Origin of the sequence: Caballeronia concitans (genome assembly GCF_001544615.1) — a bacterium.
In the GTDB taxonomy this organism is placed as follows: Bacteria; Pseudomonadota; Gammaproteobacteria; order Burkholderiales; family Burkholderiaceae; genus Caballeronia; species Caballeronia concitans.
This window is the reverse complement of sequence record NZ_FCNV02000001.1, coordinates 19,881-36,260: the sequence shown is the minus strand read 5'-3', so window position 1 is coordinate 36,260 and position 16,380 is coordinate 19,881. Positions and strand designations below refer to the sequence as shown.

The window sequence follows — 16,380 nt, the reverse complement described above, 5'->3', positions numbered from 1 at the left end:
ATGCTCGGGCATCGCCGTCGTCAGAACGGCGAAATCCCCCAATACAACATGGAGCGAGTCACCATGAAGACTTCCCGTCGCACGTTTCTGATCACCAGCGTGGGCGTTGCATCGACGTTCGCGCTCGGTTCGCGCGCCGCTTTCGCCGACGCGCCGAAAGTCGAGGAAAGCGATCCGACCGCGCAGGCGCTCGGCTACAAGCTCGACGCGAGCAAGGTCGACAAGGCCAAGTTCCCGAAATACGCGGCCGGCCAGGATTGCGGCAACTGTCAGTTCTATCAGGGCAAAGCCGCCGATGCGTTCGCGCCGTGCCCGATGTTCGCGAACAAGCTCGTCGCCTCGAAGGGCTGGTGCAGCGCCTACGCGAAGAAGGCGTAACGCGAAGCGAATGTATCGGTGAAAAGCGCGCCCGGCTGCGAAGCCCGGCGCGCTTTTTCTTGCCTGTCGCTTATCGCTTTTCCTCATCGCTTGATAACCCAACGTGCGGTCTTTACACTCGCCAGGACTAAAAATAGCGCGCGAGAGGCATGAGCCATGACGAAAAAGGCAGGGCGGCGCGGCGCGTGACATCATCGGGCATGAGTCCGAGGCACATCCACCACTGAGGGATTCGCATGGCAGGCAGACCATTGAACGCGCGCGCCATAGCGGCCGCCGTGATCGGCAACGCGCTGGAGTGGTACGACTTCACCGTGTTCGGCTTCATGACCGTGGTGATCGCGCGGCTGTTCTTCCCGAGCGAAAGCGATTACTCGTCGATTCTCCTGACCACCGCGACCTTCGGCGTCGCCTTCGTGATGCGGCCGGTCGGCGGCATCGTGCTCGGGCTGTATGCGGATCGCGCGGGGCGCAAGGCGGCGCTCATGCTCGTCATCGGATTGATGACGCTCGGCATTCTGCTGCTCGCGATTGCGCCGCCATATTCGGCGATCGGCATCGGCGGGCCGCTTCTGATCGTGGCGGCGCGCCTGTTGCAGGGCTTCTCGGCGGGCGGCGAGTTCGGCAGTTCGACCGCGCTTCTGATCGAAGCCGCGCCGTTCTCGAAGCGCGGCTTCTACGGCAGCTTCCAGATGGCGAGCCAGGCGGCGGCGCTGCTGCTGGGCGCGGTCGTCGGCGCGGCGATTTCGCGCGGCCTGTCGCCCGAGGCGCTCGAATCGTGGGGCTGGCGCGTGCCGTTCATTCTCGGGCTCGTGATCGGGCCGGTCGGCCTGTACATCCGGCGCAACATGGCGGACACGGAAGCGTTTCTGCACGCGCAAAAGACCGCGCGCCGGGCGACGCTCGGCGAAGTGTTCCGCGCGCATAGCCGCGAGATCCTGTGCGGGCTCGGATCGGTCGTCGCGCTGACGGTCACCGTGTACGTGCTGATCGCCTATCTGCCGACGTTCGCCGTCAAGCAATTGAAACTGCCGTTCGGGCAGTCGTTCACCGCGCTGATCGTCGGCAATCTGCTGCTGACGGTGCTGTGCCCGGTGGCGGGCGCATGGTCGGATCGCATCGGGCGCAAGGGGCTCACGCTGTGGTCGCTCGGCATCACGCTCGTCGTGATCTATCCGCTGTTCGCGTGGCTCGCGGCGGAGCCGAGCGTGATGCGGCTCGTCATCGTGCAGAGCGTGTTGTCGATCACGCTCGCCGGCTACTACGGCCCGTTCGGCGCGCTGCTCGCGGAGCTGTTCCCCGCGAACGTGCGATCCACCGGCTTGTCGCTCGCGTATAACATCGCGGTGATGATCTTCGGCGGCTTTGGGCAGTTCATCGTGACGTGGCTCATCCGTATCACCGGTTCGCAGCTCGCGCCGACCTTCTATGTGATGGCCGGTCTCGTGATTTCGCTGGTCGCGGTCGCGTGCATTCCGGCCGCGCGCCACGCCGACGTCGACGAAGCGCGCAACCTCGTTCGATAGGCGGCATCGCATGAAAGTGATCGAAAGCAGCAAGTTCACGGCCGAGCGCGCGTGGGGCGCGCTCGATATCTGCGTGATGAACGGCACGTCGTGCCGGCTGCACTGGACGGACACGCCCTACAAATGGCACGTGAACGACGGTGAGGAAGTCTTCGCCGTGATGGACGGCGTGGTCCGCATGCATGTGCGTGACGCCGACGGCGAGCGCACCGTCACGCTGAATGCTGGCGACATCTTCCACGCCCAGGCCGGCGACGAGCATTACGCCGAGCCGGTGGGCGCGGCGCGCATCCTGGTGATCGAAAAAGCAGGCAGCGTGTAGAGGCGTTCGACGATCAGCGTTGCAGACCTGCTGCGACGAGCAGTTCGGCCAGCACTTCCGTCATGCCGCCTTCGTGCGATTCGGCGCGTTCCTTCAGTTGGCTGACGAGCTTTTCGTCGAGCTTGCACGCGAACGGCACGAGTCCCTTCGCCTGATCGAGCTTGCGCTGCTCGCGCCGATCCGTCTTCGGCGCAGCCGTGCCGCCGATGTTCGCCCGGCCGCCTTGCTTCAGGTCGTTGGCGAGCTTGAATGCCTTGTTTTGTTCCAGTTGAAATTTGTTCACGCGATGCTCCAGTGCGGCGGTTTTTGAGTGTGCCGTATTGTACGTGGCCGCGCGCTCACGCCTGGCTCGCTTCGGCCAGCGCGTCGATGCGCGCGCGCATCCGCTTCCAGTGCGAGCCTTCCCAGAACACGCGACGGCACACATCGCATGTGACGAAGCGCGTATGACGCTGACGCACGCCGTCCGGTACGCGATCGTCGATTTCGTCGGGCATCGCGCGGCGCAGCGGCGCATTGCACATCAGGCACAGGCGGAACGCGCGCACGTGCGGCGCAAGATCGAGCCGCTCGGCAATTTCGCGCCATTGCTCGTCCGGCTGCAGCGCGCGCACATAGCAGCCGCGCAGCACGGTGCGGCGCTTGAGCAGTTCGCGGTCGCGCGTCAGCACGATGCGCGATTCCTCCAGCGCGAGGCGCTCGATTTCATCGTCGGCGAAGTTGTTGTCGTAATGCGTGTCGAAGCCGCCGAGCCGCAGCACTTGCGCGAGACCGCCGAGATGCGCATCGGCGATGAAGTGAAGGTCCGATGCCTTCATCGGCGGACGCAGCAGCAGCGCGCCATCGGCCATGTCGGGCGGCGCGCGATGCGGCGGATAAGCCTCGATCAGGTCGTCTTCTTCGATTTGCACGTCGAAGCCGGCGGGACGGCCGTTGCGCACGACAAGATCGACTTCCGTATGCGGCACGCCGAGGGCCTCGATCATGTGCTTGGTCGACGACGCCTTCGGGCACGCGCATTCGAACGTGCATCCCCGCTGCGACCGGGCGAGGAAATCGTTCAGTTCGTGATGGAAATGAAAGCGCGCCGTGACCATGCAGCAGTATGGCATTGGCCGCCGCTGCGTGCTTCCGGACGATGTGCTTTACTGGCGGGCGAACGCATACGGATCATCGAACACTTCGTGGAGCACGGCATGGATATCGGATTCATCGGACTGGGTGAAATGGGCGGCGCGATGGCGGTCAACGCGCTGAAGGCGGGACATTCGGTGCGCGTGTGGAACCGCTCGCGCGACAAGACGCGTGCGCTCGCGGATCAGGGCGCCTCCGTGGTCGATACGCCCGAGCAGGCGTTCGCCGGCGACGCCGCGTTCTCCATGCTCGCCGACGATCACGCGCTGCGTTCGGTGCTCATCGACGGCGGCTTGCTCAAGCACGCGCCGAAGGGCCTCGTGCACGTCAACATGGCGACGATCTCTGCGGCGCTCGCCGTCGAACTCGCGGAGCTGCACGCGCAGCACGGCGTGGCTTACGTCGCGGCGCCGGTGCTCGGGCGGCCGGATGTCGCGGCGGCGGGCAAGCTCAACATTCTCGCGGCGGGCGCGGACGCGGACATCGACCGCGTGCAGCCCGTGCTCGATGCGCTCGGGCAAAAGACGTGGCGCGTCGGGCGAGAGCCGCAGCATGCGAACGTGCTGAAGCTCGCCGCGAATTTCATGCTGGCCTCGGCGATCGAAACCGTCGGCGAAGCGGCGGCGCTCGTGACCGGACACGGCATCGAGGCGCAGGCGTTCCTCGACGTCATCACGAATTCGCTGTTTCCGGGGCCGGTCTACGCGGGCTACGGGAAGATGATCGCCGAGCGCCGCTACGAGCCCGCGCTCTTCAAGGCGCGGCTCGGACTGAAGGATGTGCGGCTCGCCATCGCCGCCGGCGATGCGGTGAACGTGCCGCTGCCGGTCGCGAGCGTGGTGCGCGACAACCTCGTCGATGCGCTCGCTCACGGCGACGGCGAGAAGGACTTCGCGGTGCTCGGCCAGGTGGCGGCGCGTCGCGCGGGCCGATAGCAGGATAGCGAGATAACGAGACAACGCGGCATCGCCGGGAGAGGCGCGCGGCATAATCCTCTCCCTTTCTCCTTTCGATGCCGCAATGAGCCTGCATGTCTGGTGGCTGTTCGTCGCCACTGTCTTCGTCGTATCCGCGATTCCCGGTCCCAGCATGTTGCTCGTCATGACGCACGGCGCGCGCCACGGCATGCGCCGCGCATCCGCGACGATGGCCGGCAGCCTTTGCGCGCTCGTGCTGATGCTCTCCGTCTCGGCGGCGGGACTCGGCGTGTTTCTCGAAGCGTGGCCGCGTCTTTTCGATGCGCTGCGCATCGCCGGGGCGGCGTATCTCGTGTGGCTCGGCGTGAAGAGCTGGCGCGCGAAGCCGAGTGCGGTCGAAGCGCGCGATGCGACTGGCAACGCGCAGGCCAATGCACCGACGCTCTTCCGAAATGGCTTCATCGTCGCGAGCAGCAATCCCAAGTCGATCTTCTTTGCCGCCGCGCTGCTGCCGCAATCCATCGATGCCGCGCGACCCGTGTTCCCTCAATTCATCGTGCTCGTGGCGACGTTCGTCGTCGTCGAACTCGGCTGCTACGCGGCCTATGCGGGCGTCGGCGCGCGCATCGGCGGCACGCTAAGAAGCGCGGCCGTCGCGCAGGCGTTCAACCGGCTGACGGGCGGCGTGTTCATCGGCTTCGGCGCGATGATGGCGCTCTTGCGGCATTGATCGTTCGGGATCGCTAACGTCTGCAAAAACTGGTGCGCACCTTGCTGCGGTTGCGACGCTTCATTCGCTTTCGAACATACAGGCGCGATCGAGCGGGCGGATAGTAGCGGTCGACAAAAGCCCGCGACTCGCGGCGACGACAAGAGCAGCCAGAACGCAACTGTTGCGCGGCGTCCGAGCCGCCGCGACACGTTGCATGGGACGGAGCGCGGGCGAATCCCGGCTTTGAACGAAAGGAGACGCCCATGCATCCGAAGAGCCGAAGCGTCGTGCTTGCCGCGCTGTGTTGCGGCGTTCTCGCCGCGACAGCCGCCCGCGCCGACGATACCCCGAGCCCTTGCGATGCCCTGAAGCGCATCGTGGCGGCATCGCCGAAATTTTCGTCGCTGACCGCGATGGATGGCCGCCCGATCGCGCTTTCCTATGGCGACGACGCGCAATGCGCGGCATCGCAGACGAATTACCGATGCACGTGGACGCCGCACGGTGGCTCCAGCGCCGACGCGCTGCAAGGCGTGGCCGCGGACATCGCCGCCTGCCTGCCCGACGCCGTCCACGATGAGAATTCGCCCGCGCGGCAGCACTTCAGCATCGGACCGCGCGGATCGCGCACCGAAGTCGCGGCGGCGCAGGCGGGCGCGAACAAGCTGAAACTCGAAATCTACGCAACCCGGTGAGGCAGTCATGACCAAGCGCATCCTGATAGCCGATGACGACGACGACGCCCTGGCCGGTCTCGCGCATCTGCTCAACGGCATGGGACACGAAGTGGCGCTTGCGGCGAACGGCGCGCAGGCGGTGGAAGTGGCGGCGCAGTTCGCGCCCGAAGTGGTGATCCTCGATCTCGGCATGCCGATCGTCGATGGTCTCGCCGCCGCGCGTGCCTTGCGCGAGACGCCGAACGGCGCAGCGCTGCTGCTCGTCGCGCTGACGGGCTGGGGGCAGCCGCAGCATCGCGAAATGACGCAGGAAGCGGGCTTCGACATCCATCTCGTCAAGCCGATTTCCGCGGATCAGCTGCAATTCATCTTGTCGATGACGCAGCCGTGAGACCGGATGTTGCGTCGCACCAAATTCCTTGGTATAGTGGTCCTGTCTCCTCCATGTCTCCACTGATATGGATTCAGCCCGCCAACCTAGGCGGGCTTTTTTTCGCCCATAGATTTTGTTCGCAGCCGATGCTGCGCCGCAAGAAAAAAGCCGACCCGAAGGTCGGCTTTTTGCGTTCCATGCGATTCGATTTCAGCGTGCGAGTCCCGTGCCCTCGTCGGCGCCGATCGCCAGATTCATGCACTGGATCGCCGCGCCCGATGCGCCCTTGCCAAGATTATCGAGACGCGCGACCGTGACGAAACGCTCGTCGTTGCCGAACACGAAGAGATCGACGCGATTCGTGTCGTTGCAGGCCTGAACGTCGAAGAAACCGTTATCCAGATTGCTTTCGGCGTCGAACGGCATCACGCGCATGAACGGCTCGTTCGCGTAGTACTCGGCGAGCATCTCGCGCACGTCTTGCGGCCTGGCCGTGCGCGCGAGCTGGTCGGGCGAAAAATACGTCGTGACCGCGAGACCCTTCAGGAACGGTCCGACGATCGGCGTGAAAATCGGCGCGCGCGACAAACCGGTGCGCACTGACATTTCCGGCAGATGCTTGTGCGTCAGGCCGAGCGCGTAGGCGCGCGGGCTCATGAGGCGCGCATCGCCGCCGGCTTCGTACTCGGCGATCATCTTCTTGCCGCCGCCGCTGTAGCCGGTGATCGAATAGGCGTGTGCGGCGAAGTCGGCCGGAATGAGACCGCCCGCGACGAGCGGCTGCACCGACAACACGAACGCCGACGCATGACAGCCCGGCACCGCGATGCGCTTTGCCGTGCGCAGGCGCTCGCGCTGGGCGCGCGACAGTTCGGGCAGGCCGTACGCCCAGTCGTCGTGCGTGCGGAAGGCGGTGCTCGCGTCGATCACGCAGGTCTTCGCGTTGGCGGGATCGACGAGCGAAACCGATTCGCGCGACGCCACATCCGGCAGGCACAGGAACGTCACGTCCGACGCATTGATGAGCCGGCGGCGCTCTTCGACGTCCTTCCGCTTCGCTTCGTCGATACGCAACACTTCGATGTCACGCCGCTGCGACAGATATTCAAAGATTTTCAGGCCGGTGGTGCCTTCCTGTCCGTCGACAAATACTTTCGTGGTCATCTCGCTCTCACTGGTTCGGGCGACGACGCGCGCGCCTGCCGCAAAAAACGTCATTCTAAGGCGTTTCCGAGGACCCGTTGATGTCGCGCCGCGCAGCAGACTGAACGCGGCGCGCGCAATGGCGCAAGCCTTACCGGCCGGTCCAGCGCGCCGTGACCGCAGCGATGCGCGCGCCGAACGCCTTCGCCGTTTCGATATCGCCCACAGGCGGCGCTTCGTCAGGCGATGCATCCGCGGGCGATTGCGCGAGCAGTCCCGTGAAACCGCCGACGAAGTTCAGGTCGTTGCGCGTCGCGGCCTTCGTGTTCGACGGCATCATGCCGGTGCCCGCCCAGATCATGCCGTGCTGCATCGCGAGCGTGACGAAGTAGGAAATCGTCGAAAACTTGTCGCCGTTCATCGTCGCGGAATTTGTGAAGCCCGCAGCGATCTTGTCTTTCCATTTCTGTGCGAACCACGGTTTCGAACTGGCGTCGGCGAACTTCTTGAAGTCGGCGGACGGGCCGCCCATGTACGTCGGCGCGCCGAAGACGATGGCGTCGGCGGCGTCGAGGTCGGCCCAGGCGGCGTCGTCGATCTCGCTGACCGGCAGCAGCCTGGCGTTCGCGCCGGCGTAGGTTGCGCCCGCGAGCACGGCTTCGGCGACCTTCTTCGTATGACCGTATCCGCTGTGATAAACGATGATGATGTTCGACATGATTCCCTCTTGGCCGCCGACGGCGCGCATCGACACGTAAATGGCACCTGAATGGCACGATAGCCGCCGGAGCTCGGCCGACGCGATCGAATGCGGGGACAGGACCGGCGGACGGATGCGGCCAGTCTAGCAAGAACAAATTCGGGCTTACCGGCGCGAGCGCACGCAAAAAGCGCAACGGTCGCCCGGCGCGATCGATCGTCTATCGCCCGACAGTGAAGGTGAGTTGCGCGCTGGCGATGGCCATTGTGCGGATTTCGTGCTCGAACATGAGCGCGGGCGTGCCCTGGCGCAGCCGCAGGTCCTCGTCGTTGAGCGCATATACGGTGACCACATAACGATGCGCCTTGCCCGGCGGCGGGCACGGGCCGCCGTAGCCGTCGGTGCCCCAATCGTTGCGCGCTTCGACCGCGCCGAGCTTGTGCAGCGCGCCCGACGCGCTCGCGTTGGCCGACAGATGCGTGACGCTCGCCGGAATGCCGGCGACGGCCCAGTGCCACCAGCCGCGTCCGGGCGCATCGGGATCGAAAATGGTCACCGCGAAGCTGCGCGTCTGCGCGGGCGCGCCGCGCCAGGCGATCTGCGGCGAGCGGTTGCCGCCCTTGCACTCCGATTCGTTGAAAAGTAGTTCGCGGCTCACGGGCTTGCCGGGCGCGAGATCCGGACTCGACACGCTGAACGCGGACTGCGCCGCCACCACGTGTGTATGACACAGCAGCGTCATTGCACTGACTGCACCAAAGGCAACGACCGCAGCATTTCTCGAGCGCATGATCCGGCATGCGACGCGCATAGCTGACTCCTGGCAGTAGCTAACGTGCATATAGCAGCGTTTCACCGACTGCAACGATGTTTTTTGTCTCAGTGATGCGCTTCATACGAAGATGCAGTTTAACATTGCAACAAAGCATTAAAAGCTTGATCCTTGGGACTCAACCTATAGCGCAAATTCAGTGGCGTTCTGTATGGCGCTTCTTACGGCGGTCACGATTCCAGACTCTGTTGAGCAAAATATGAGCTATTTGGCATTGATTCGCGTGGCAATGAATCAACCGGATGCGGGGAAGAATAAATGAGCCAGCGAATACAAGTCATCATTGCAGACGACCATCCGGTGATCCTGTTCGGCGCCACTCAGGCGCTGAGCAAGTTTCCCGAAGTCGATGTAGTCGGACAGGCGCGGCAATCGACCGAACTCGTCCAGCTTCTTCAAAAGACATCGTGCGACGTGCTCGTCACGGACCTCGCCATGCCCGGCGGTTCCTATGGCGACGGCATGCCGCTGCTCGGCTATATCGGCCGCCAGTTCCCGAAGGTGCGCCTTGTCGTATTGACGATGCTCGAAAATCCGGCCTTGCTCAAACGTTTGCGCGAAGTCGGCGTCATGTCGATCATCAACAAGGCGGACGACATGAATCACATCGGCTGGGCCATCCAGCACGTGATGCGCGGGCAGGAATATCTCGGGCCGTCGGTGAAGGCGGCGCTCGACAGCATGGGAATCGGCGCGGGCGGGCAGCAGCGCGGCGTCATCCTGTCGAAGCGCGAACTGGAAGTCGTGCGCCTCTTCGTGTCGGGCATGACGATCACGGAAATCGCGGGCCAGTTGCGTCGCAGTATCAAGACCATCAGCACGCAGAAAAACACGGCGATGCGCAAACTCGGCATCGAACGCGATTCCGAGCTTTTTCAGTATGCGCAGAGTAACGGGTTAATGAACCTGTCCGCGTATTCGGGCGACGGTTCGCTTGAAGATTCTCCCGCGTCCAATCCGAACTCGCTATAAGGCGCATTAACGTTTAATCGGCGCATAAATGAAAAAAGCCGCTGATGTGAATCAGCAGCTTTTTCTTTTACCCTTTAAACAGCAAACGCTTTATTGCGGTGCTGCGGTCGCGCCGCCATGCGCAGCCGACCATTCGGCGGGCGCGTGCAGGAATTTCTCGACTTCATCGAGCGTCTTCGTCTCGAAGTAGCCTTGTTGCTTCGCGACGCGCAACACGTCCCACCACGTAGCGAGCGCGTGCAGTTCGACATCGATGTCCTTCAGCACCGACACGCTCTCCTTGAAGATGTTGTAGTGGAAGAGTACGAAGCAGTGGTTCACGCTCGCGCCGGCGGTGCGCAGCGCGTTGATGAAGTTGATCTTGCTGCGGCTGTCGGTGGTCAGGTCTTCGACCAGCAGCACGCGCTGGCCTTCGGTCAGCAAACCTTCGATCTGTGCATTGCGGCCGAATCCCTTCGGCTTTTTGCGCACGTATTGCATCGGCACCATCAGGCGATCGGCGATCCAAGCGGCGAACGGGATGCCCGCGGTCTCGCCGCCGGCGACGGCATCGATCTGTTCGTAGCCGACATCGCGCAGGATGGTGGCTTCCGCCATTTCCATCAGGCCGCGGCGCACGCGCGGATACGAGATCAGCTTGCGGCAGTCGATATAAACCGGGCTCGCCCAGCCGGACGTGAAGATGAACGGTTTTTCCGCGTTGAAATGCACCGCCTGAACTTCGAGCAGCATCTTGGCGGTGGTGTCGGAGATCGTCTGGCGATCGAAGCCTGTCATGGGCGAATCCTTGGACTGGTGTGGCGCTTCGAGAAGCGAGGAGGCGGCGCGAGGCCCTTGGCGCACGGGCTGGACGCGAAACGAGCCGTCTTCCGATGGACTGTCTCGCGTTTTCCGGCGCGCGTGTCGACGGGGCTTTCGACGCGGAACGCGCCCTTCATCCCCTGCACGGCTAACCGGCGATTTTACCCGAGCCCGCGCGCCGGGGCGAGCGCGCGCCGTTGTTTCGCATCCGTTGTTTCGTATCCGTTACCCGGTTATTGAAGGATACGTAGCGGCGGCGGGGCGCGCCGGCTCATAGACTGACCGGACACCAACGAGGGCGCGCAAACGCGCGAGCCGGTCGGCACGATCATCGTATTACAAGGAAAATTGCATGTTGCGTGACAAGGCGGACAACGCCGGCGCGCGGATCGTCAGGTTGTTCTTGCTCCTGCTCTCGATGGCAATGCACGTACCGGCCGCGCAAGCCGCGACGTGTGCGCCGCCATCATCGTCCGCGACTTCCTATCTCGCCGACGGCTGCGACGGAACCGTCGCCGGCGGCGCGTTCAATACCGGCGCCGCCAGTTATGCCGCCGTCTTCCACGCCACCAACGGCGGATCGATCACGGTCACCGCGCCCGTCGTGCTGTTGTCGAGCGGCGACGAATCGACGGGCGCCTACGTCGACGGCGGCGGCCGCATCGACTTCGGCGACACGAACTCCAGCATCACGACAGAAGGCGTGCATTCGAACGGCGTCCACGTGTTCCACGGGCAGATCATCACCGGGCGCGTCAGCCTGACGACCTACGGCGAGCGGTCGCATGCCGTGTTCATCGACTATGGCGGGGCGATGCAGCTCCACGATTCGACCATCGTCGCGTACGGGCTGCAGGCGGGCGGCGTGACCGTCGCGACCGGCTCGTTCGAACTGTTCGGCCCGAGTTCGGTGATGACGGCCGGCGACAACGCGGGCGCGCTCGGGCAGACGTCGGGCGGATCGAGCATTCTTGTCGATGCTTTGGGCGGGCGCACGTCGGTGCTCACGACGGGATCGGGCTCGCCGGGCGCATTCGTCGCGTCGCCCGGCTCGATGGTGCTGCGCGGCGTCGATGTCCGGACCGAGGGCACGGGTTCGCCGGGGCTGTACGCGGCGGTCGCGGACGCGAACATCGACACCACCCGCACGACGGTGACGACGCTCGGCGACAACGCGATCGGCGCGCTGGCCGCCGGTTCGGGCAGTCTCACGATGAACGGCGGCGCGGTGACGACATCGGGCGTGGCGTCGCATGGACTGGTCGCGAGCGGCGCGGGCACGCAGATCGACGCCGACGGCGTGCAGGTTGCGACCAGCGGCGCGCTGGCGAACGGCATCGTGTTGCTGGACGGCGGCGCCATCGCGATGCGCAACGGCGCGGTGAGCGCGTCGGGCGCCGGGGCGAACGCGTTGAGCGTGAACGGCGGGGTATCGTCCGCGCCGATGTCGGCGGTGTTCGACGCAACGACGCTCGCGAGCAGTCAGGGCGCGGCGATCGGAGTCATCGACGGATCGGCGCGCGTGTCGCTCACCGGCGGCGGCGCGGCGGGGCCGGCGTTGCTCGCCGTGGACAGCGTCGCGCGGGCGAGCGAACTGGATCTCACCGCGAACGGCGCGACACTCTACGGCGCGTCGTTGATGCGCGGGCCGGCGTCGGCGGATGCGATTCTTCGCGCGGCGCTCGTGAACGGCTCGGCGTGGTGGATCAACGGCGATTCGACGCTGACGAGCCTCATCAGCGCGGGCAGCGTCGTTGGTTTTGCGCGCTCGCCCGATGGCGCGTTCCACACGCTGACGGTGCGGCAGTATCACGGCGACGCGGCGACGCTCGTGCTCAACACGGCGCTCGGCGGGGATCGGTCGGCGTCGGACCGGCTCGTGATCGATGGCGGCGCGGCGACGGGCGTGACCAGCGTGCGCATCGCGAATGCAGGCGGGCGAGGCGCGCTGACGTTCAACGGTATTCGCGTGATCGAGGCGATCGACGGCGGCATCGCGCCCGCGACGGCGTTCACGCTGACCGGGCGGGCGGTGGCGGGGCCTTATGAATATCGTCTGTATCGGGGAAGCGTGACTGATCCTGACGACGGCAACTGGTACTTGCGCTCGCAACGACCGCCGAAGCCGCCGCTGCCGCCGACGCCGCCTTCTCCACCTACGCCTCCAGAACCGCCGACGCCTCCAGAACCGCCGACACCGACGCCGCCGGATCCAACGCCGCCAACGCCGCCGAGTCCGCCGACACCGACACCGCCGAGTCCGCCGACGCCGACACCGCCCGCGCCCACTCCCACGCCCACGCCGGAATACCGTCCGGAAGTGCCCGCGTATCTGGCCAACGCGGCTGCGCCGCGATTGCTGTTCCTGCACAGCCTCGACGATCGCATGAACTCGCTTTCCGCCGATGCCGCGTCCGGCTCGCAGGAACGCGACAACGGCGCATGGCTGCGTCTCGTCGGCCGCACGACCGCAAGCGCCGCATCGGAGAACGAATACAGCGCGCGAACGAACAGCGTGCTGCTGCAGGGCGGCGGCGATCTCGCGCGCGGCCGGCTCTTCACCGACGACGATCGTTTCCAGATCGGCGCGATGGCCGGCTACGGCTATTTCCACACCGACGCCTCCGCCGCCGACAACACCGCGCACGCGACGGGCACGGTGAACGGCTACAGCGTCGGCATGTACGCGACGTGGTTCGCGAACGCGCGGTCGCGCTTGGGCCCGTACGTCGATTCGTGGCTGCAGTTCGGATGGATGGACAAGGGCGTGCGCGGCGACGACCTTCCCGACGTCGCGTATCACACGAAAGCGTGGGCGGCGTCGATCGAAGGCGGCTGGGCGTTACCGCTCGGCGCGTCGTGGCGATTCGAGCCGCAAGTGCAGGCGGTCTGGCTGCGTCAGCTCGGCATCGACCTGACGGAGCCGAATGGCACGGCGATCACGAACGGCGCGTCGAGCAATGTCATTACGCGCGTGGGCGTGCGCGTGTCGCGTGAAATCGATGCCGGCAGCGGCAAGCGCTTCATGCCGCATGTCGCGTTCAACTGGTGGCACGACAAGTCGAATCTCGCGATCGCGTTCAACGATGTCTCGTTGCCGCAGATGTATCCGACCGATCGCTACGAACTGCGGCTCGGCCTGAACGCCACGTTCGCGAAAGGCTGGTCCGCATGGAGCGATCTCTCGGGGCAGTGGGGCGCACACGACTATTCGCAATATGGCGTGCGGCTCGGCGCGCGCTACGCGTGGTAGCCCGCGCGACGCCCTGACACGCGGCGTTCCGGCGCGCGGCAGCTTTCGCGGAATGCAATGCTGCTGCGCGTCATTTCAGGGGCGCGGTGTACACTGAACGTCCTAAAAAATAACAAGCCTCCGTCCGCCCGCTATAACCTCAGCCGGGCGCGACGCCGTGTCTATCCGACGCACCGGGCGACTGACAACATGGGTCCATCGATTCACACCGTCCACTCATCGTTAGAGCGGTCGCAGGCTGTGAACCCTGTCCAATAAATTCCCAAACGTCTCTGGATAATCAGGTCAATCATGGACGAACAACTGAAGCAAAGCGCTCTCGCGTATCACCAGAATCCGCGTCCCGGCAAGATCTCGGTCACGCCGACCAAGCCGCTGTCGAATCAGCTCGATCTCTCGCTCGCGTATTCGCCGGGCGTCGCCGCCGCGTGCATGGCGATCTTCGACGAACCGCTCGACGCGCAGAAGTACACGTCGCGGGCGAATCTCGTCGGCGTCGTGACGAACGGCACGGCCGTGCTGGGTCTCGGCAACATCGGTCCGCTCGCGGCCAAGCCGGTGATGGAAGGCAAGGGCTGTCTCTTCAAGAAGTTCGCGGGCATCGACGTGTTCGATATCGAACTCGATGAAACCGATCCCGACAAGCTCGTCGACGCCATCGCGATGCTCGAGCCGACGCTCGGCGGCATCAACCTCGAAGACATCAAGGCGCCGGAATGCTTCTATATCGAAAAGAAGCTGCGCGAGCGCATGAAGATTCCCGTCTTCCACGACGACCAGCACGGCACGGCGATCATCGCGTCGGCGGCGATTCTCAACGGCCTGAAAGTGGTCGGCAAGAAGCTCGATGAAGTGAAGCTCGTCTGCTCCGGCGCGGGCGCGGCGGCGATTGCGTGTCTGGACCTGCTCGTGCATCTGGGCCTCAAGAAGTCGAACACGCTCGTGACCGATTCGAAGGGCGTGATCTACGAAGGACGCGGCAACCTGGACGCGTCGAAGGAGCGCTATCAGGCGAGCACCGACGCGCGCACGCTCGGCGACGCGATGCACGGCTGCGACGTGTTCCTCGGCTGTTCGAGCGCGGGCGTGCTGAAGCCGGAGATGGTCGCGACCATGGCCGACAAGCCGCTGATTCTCGCGCTGGCGAATCCGGAGCCGGAAATCCGCCCGGAAGAAGCGAAGAAGGTGCGGCCGGACTGCATCATCGCGACGGGCCGTTCGGACTATCCGAACCAGGTCAACAACGTGCTGTGCTTCCCGTTCATCTTCCGCGGCGCGCTGGATGTCGGCGCGACGACCATCACCGAGGAAATGAAGCTCGCGTGCGTGCGCGCGATCGCGGAACTCGCGGAAGAGACCGATCAGGGCGATGAAGTCGCGAAGGCCTACGAAGGTCATTCGCTGGAATTCGGTCCGGAGTATCTGATTCCGAAGCCGTTCGATCCGCGCCTCATCATCAAGATCGCGCCGGCCGTGGCGCAAGCCGCGATGGATTCTGGCGTCGCGACGCGTCCGATTCAGGACATGGACGCGTATCGCGAGACGCTCGGCGCGACGGTGTATCGCACGGGCATGGTGATGCGTCCGGTGTTCGCGGCGGCGAAGGCGGCTCCGGCGCGCATCGCGTTCGCGGAAGGCGAGGACGAGCGCGTGCTGCGCGCCGCGCAGTTCGTGCTGCTGGAGAAGATTGCGAAGCCGATCATCATCGGCCGCCCGGCTGTTGTCGAAATGCGTTTGCAGAAGATGGGCTCGAAGCTGAAGCCGGGCGTCGATTTCGAGATCGTGAATCCGGAAGACGATCCGCGTTATCAGAAGAGCTGGCAGGCGTATCACGAGATCGCGGCGCGCGAGGGCGTGACGCCGGAGAGCGCGAAGGCCGCGCTGCGCAAGTTCAACACGCTGATCGGCGCGATCCTGATCCATACGGGCGATGCGGACGGCATGATTTGCGGTCTCATCGACACGTATCAGGATCATCTGAAGTTCGTCGAGCAGGTGCTGGGCAAGGCGGAAGGCGCGAACAACTTCGCGGCGATGAATCTGCTGATGCTGCAAGGGCGCAATCTGTTCATCAGCGATACGTACGTCAACGAAACGCCGACGCCCGAGCAACTCGCCGACATGACGATTCTCGCGGCGCGCGAAATCGAGCGATTCGGCATTCAGCCGAAGGTGGCGCTGGTGTCGAACTCGAACTTCGGCAGCGTGCCGAGCGCATCGAGCAAGCGCATGGCGGAAGCGCGCAAGCTGCTGGCGGAACGCGCGCCGAATCTGGAAGTGGACGGTGAAATGCACGGCGATGCGGCTTTGTCGGAGGCCGTGCGCAAGGCGGCCTTCCCGGGAACGACGCTGCATGGCGAGGCCAATCTGCTGATCATGCCGAACGTGGAAGCGGCGAATATCACGTACAACCTGCTCAAGATGGTGAGCGGCGAGGGCGTGACGGTCGGGCCGTTCCTGCTGGGTGCTGCGAAACCGGTGCATATTCTGACGCCGGCGGCTACCGTGCGGCGAATCATCAATATGACGGCGGTGGCGAGTGCCAATGCTGGGTTGGCTCACGGGAAGTAAGCGGTAGGTTGGTGAATCAGGGACGGCGATCCGGGGAATGGGTCGCCGTTTTTTTCGGCTGACGACCGT

The 16,380-nt window shown here is 64.7% G+C and carries 16 protein-coding genes; 10 read left to right on the top strand and 6 right to left on the bottom strand.

Annotated features, from left to right (window positions below):
• The first annotated feature begins 63 nt into the window (after window positions 1-63).
• From AWB72_RS00165 to AWB72_RS00155, 3 genes are all read left to right on the top strand, one after another.
• The gene (locus AWB72_RS00165; protein ID WP_040051308.1) at window positions 64-378 is read left to right on the top strand and encodes a high-potential iron-sulfur protein; all 315 of its coding nucleotides are present in this window, start codon (window positions 64-66) and stop codon (window positions 376-378) included.
• 236 nt (window positions 379-614) lie between these two features.
• Window positions 615-1,904 carry an MFS transporter gene (locus AWB72_RS00160; protein WP_040051277.1) on the top strand — a complete coding sequence of 430 codons (1,290 nt, stop codon included), beginning with the start codon at window positions 615-617 and terminating at the stop codon, window positions 1,902-1,904.
• A 10-nt stretch (window positions 1,905-1,914) separates the two neighbouring features.
• A complete protein-coding gene (locus AWB72_RS00155) occupies window positions 1,915-2,226 on the top strand; it encodes a cupin domain-containing protein (RefSeq protein ID WP_040051278.1) in 312 nt (103 codons plus the stop codon).
• A gap of 13 nt (window positions 2,227-2,239) precedes the next feature.
• On the opposite strand, the gene AWB72_RS00150 is transcribed toward AWB72_RS00155, so the two are convergent.
• Window positions 2,240-2,509: a hypothetical protein gene (locus AWB72_RS00150; RefSeq protein ID WP_040051279.1), complete on the bottom strand. Its 270-nt coding sequence runs from the start codon at window positions 2,507-2,509 to the stop codon at window positions 2,240-2,242.
• Window positions 2,510-2,564: 55 nt separating this feature from the next.
• Window positions 2,565-3,323: a Mut7-C RNAse domain-containing protein gene (locus AWB72_RS00145; RefSeq protein WP_040051280.1), complete on the bottom strand. Its 759-nt coding sequence runs from the start codon at window positions 3,321-3,323 to the stop codon at window positions 2,565-2,567.
• 99 nt (window positions 3,324-3,422) lie between these two features.
• On the opposite strand from AWB72_RS00145, the gene AWB72_RS00140 reads away from it, so the two are divergent.
• The 4 genes from AWB72_RS00140 to AWB72_RS00125 all read left to right on the top strand — a co-directional run bounded on the left by AWB72_RS00140 (window position 3,423) and on the right by AWB72_RS00125 (window position 6,057).
• The gene (locus AWB72_RS00140) at window positions 3,423-4,295 is read left to right on the top strand and encodes an NAD(P)-dependent oxidoreductase (protein ID WP_040051281.1); all 873 of its coding nucleotides are present in this window, start codon (window positions 3,423-3,425) and stop codon (window positions 4,293-4,295) included.
• Between the two features lie 85 nt (window positions 4,296-4,380).
• Window positions 4,381-5,007: a LysE family translocator gene (locus AWB72_RS00135; protein WP_040051282.1), complete on the top strand. Its 627-nt coding sequence runs from the start codon at window positions 4,381-4,383 to the stop codon at window positions 5,005-5,007.
• A gap of 245 nt (window positions 5,008-5,252) precedes the next feature.
• A complete protein-coding gene (locus AWB72_RS00130; protein ID WP_040051283.1) occupies window positions 5,253-5,684 on the top strand; it encodes a hypothetical protein in 432 nt (143 codons plus the stop codon).
• A gap of 7 nt (window positions 5,685-5,691) precedes the next feature.
• The gene (locus AWB72_RS00125) at window positions 5,692-6,057 is read left to right on the top strand and encodes a response regulator (RefSeq protein ID WP_040051284.1); all 366 of its coding nucleotides are present in this window, start codon (window positions 5,692-5,694) and stop codon (window positions 6,055-6,057) included.
• Between the two features lie 192 nt (window positions 6,058-6,249).
• On the opposite strand, the gene argC is transcribed toward AWB72_RS00125, so the two are convergent.
• The 3 genes from argC to AWB72_RS00110 form a co-directional block, all read right to left on the bottom strand.
• The gene (gene argC / locus AWB72_RS00120) at window positions 6,250-7,203 is read right to left on the bottom strand and encodes an N-acetyl-gamma-glutamyl-phosphate reductase (RefSeq protein WP_040051309.1); all 954 of its coding nucleotides are present in this window, start codon (window positions 7,201-7,203) and stop codon (window positions 6,250-6,252) included.
• A 130-nt stretch (window positions 7,204-7,333) separates the two neighbouring features.
• Window positions 7,334-7,900: a flavodoxin family protein gene (locus AWB72_RS00115; protein ID WP_087127901.1), complete on the bottom strand. Its 567-nt coding sequence runs from the start codon at window positions 7,898-7,900 to the stop codon at window positions 7,334-7,336.
• A gap of 202 nt (window positions 7,901-8,102) precedes the next feature.
• Window positions 8,103-8,624 carry a YbhB/YbcL family Raf kinase inhibitor-like protein gene (locus tag AWB72_RS00110; RefSeq protein WP_244285498.1) on the bottom strand — a complete coding sequence of 174 codons (522 nt, stop codon included), beginning with the start codon at window positions 8,622-8,624 and terminating at the stop codon, window positions 8,103-8,105.
• A 348-nt stretch (window positions 8,625-8,972) separates the two neighbouring features.
• On the opposite strand from AWB72_RS00110, the gene AWB72_RS00105 reads away from it, so the two are divergent.
• Window positions 8,973-9,686, top strand: coding sequence for a response regulator (locus AWB72_RS00105; RefSeq protein ID WP_040051286.1), 714 nt, complete (start codon window positions 8,973-8,975; stop codon window positions 9,684-9,686).
• Window positions 9,687-9,776: 90 nt separating this feature from the next.
• Here the strand turns inward: AWB72_RS00105 and AWB72_RS00100 are convergent, their stop codons facing one another.
• Window positions 9,777-10,463, bottom strand: coding sequence for an orotate phosphoribosyltransferase (locus AWB72_RS00100; RefSeq protein ID WP_040051287.1), 687 nt, complete (start codon window positions 10,461-10,463; stop codon window positions 9,777-9,779).
• A gap of 376 nt (window positions 10,464-10,839) precedes the next feature.
• Here AWB72_RS00100 and AWB72_RS00095 point away from each other — a divergent pair, with 376 nt between their 5' ends.
• Both AWB72_RS00095 and AWB72_RS00090 read left to right on the top strand, forming a co-directional pair.
• On the top strand, window positions 10,840-13,740 hold the full coding sequence (locus AWB72_RS00095; protein WP_040051288.1) for an autotransporter family protein: 2,901 nt from the start codon (window positions 10,840-10,842) through the stop codon (window positions 13,738-13,740).
• Window positions 13,741-14,031: 291 nt separating this feature from the next.
• The gene (locus AWB72_RS00090; RefSeq protein ID WP_040051289.1) at window positions 14,032-16,311 is read left to right on the top strand and encodes an NADP-dependent malic enzyme; all 2,280 of its coding nucleotides are present in this window, start codon (window positions 14,032-14,034) and stop codon (window positions 16,309-16,311) included.
• The last annotated feature ends 69 nt before the right edge of the window (window positions 16,312-16,380 follow it).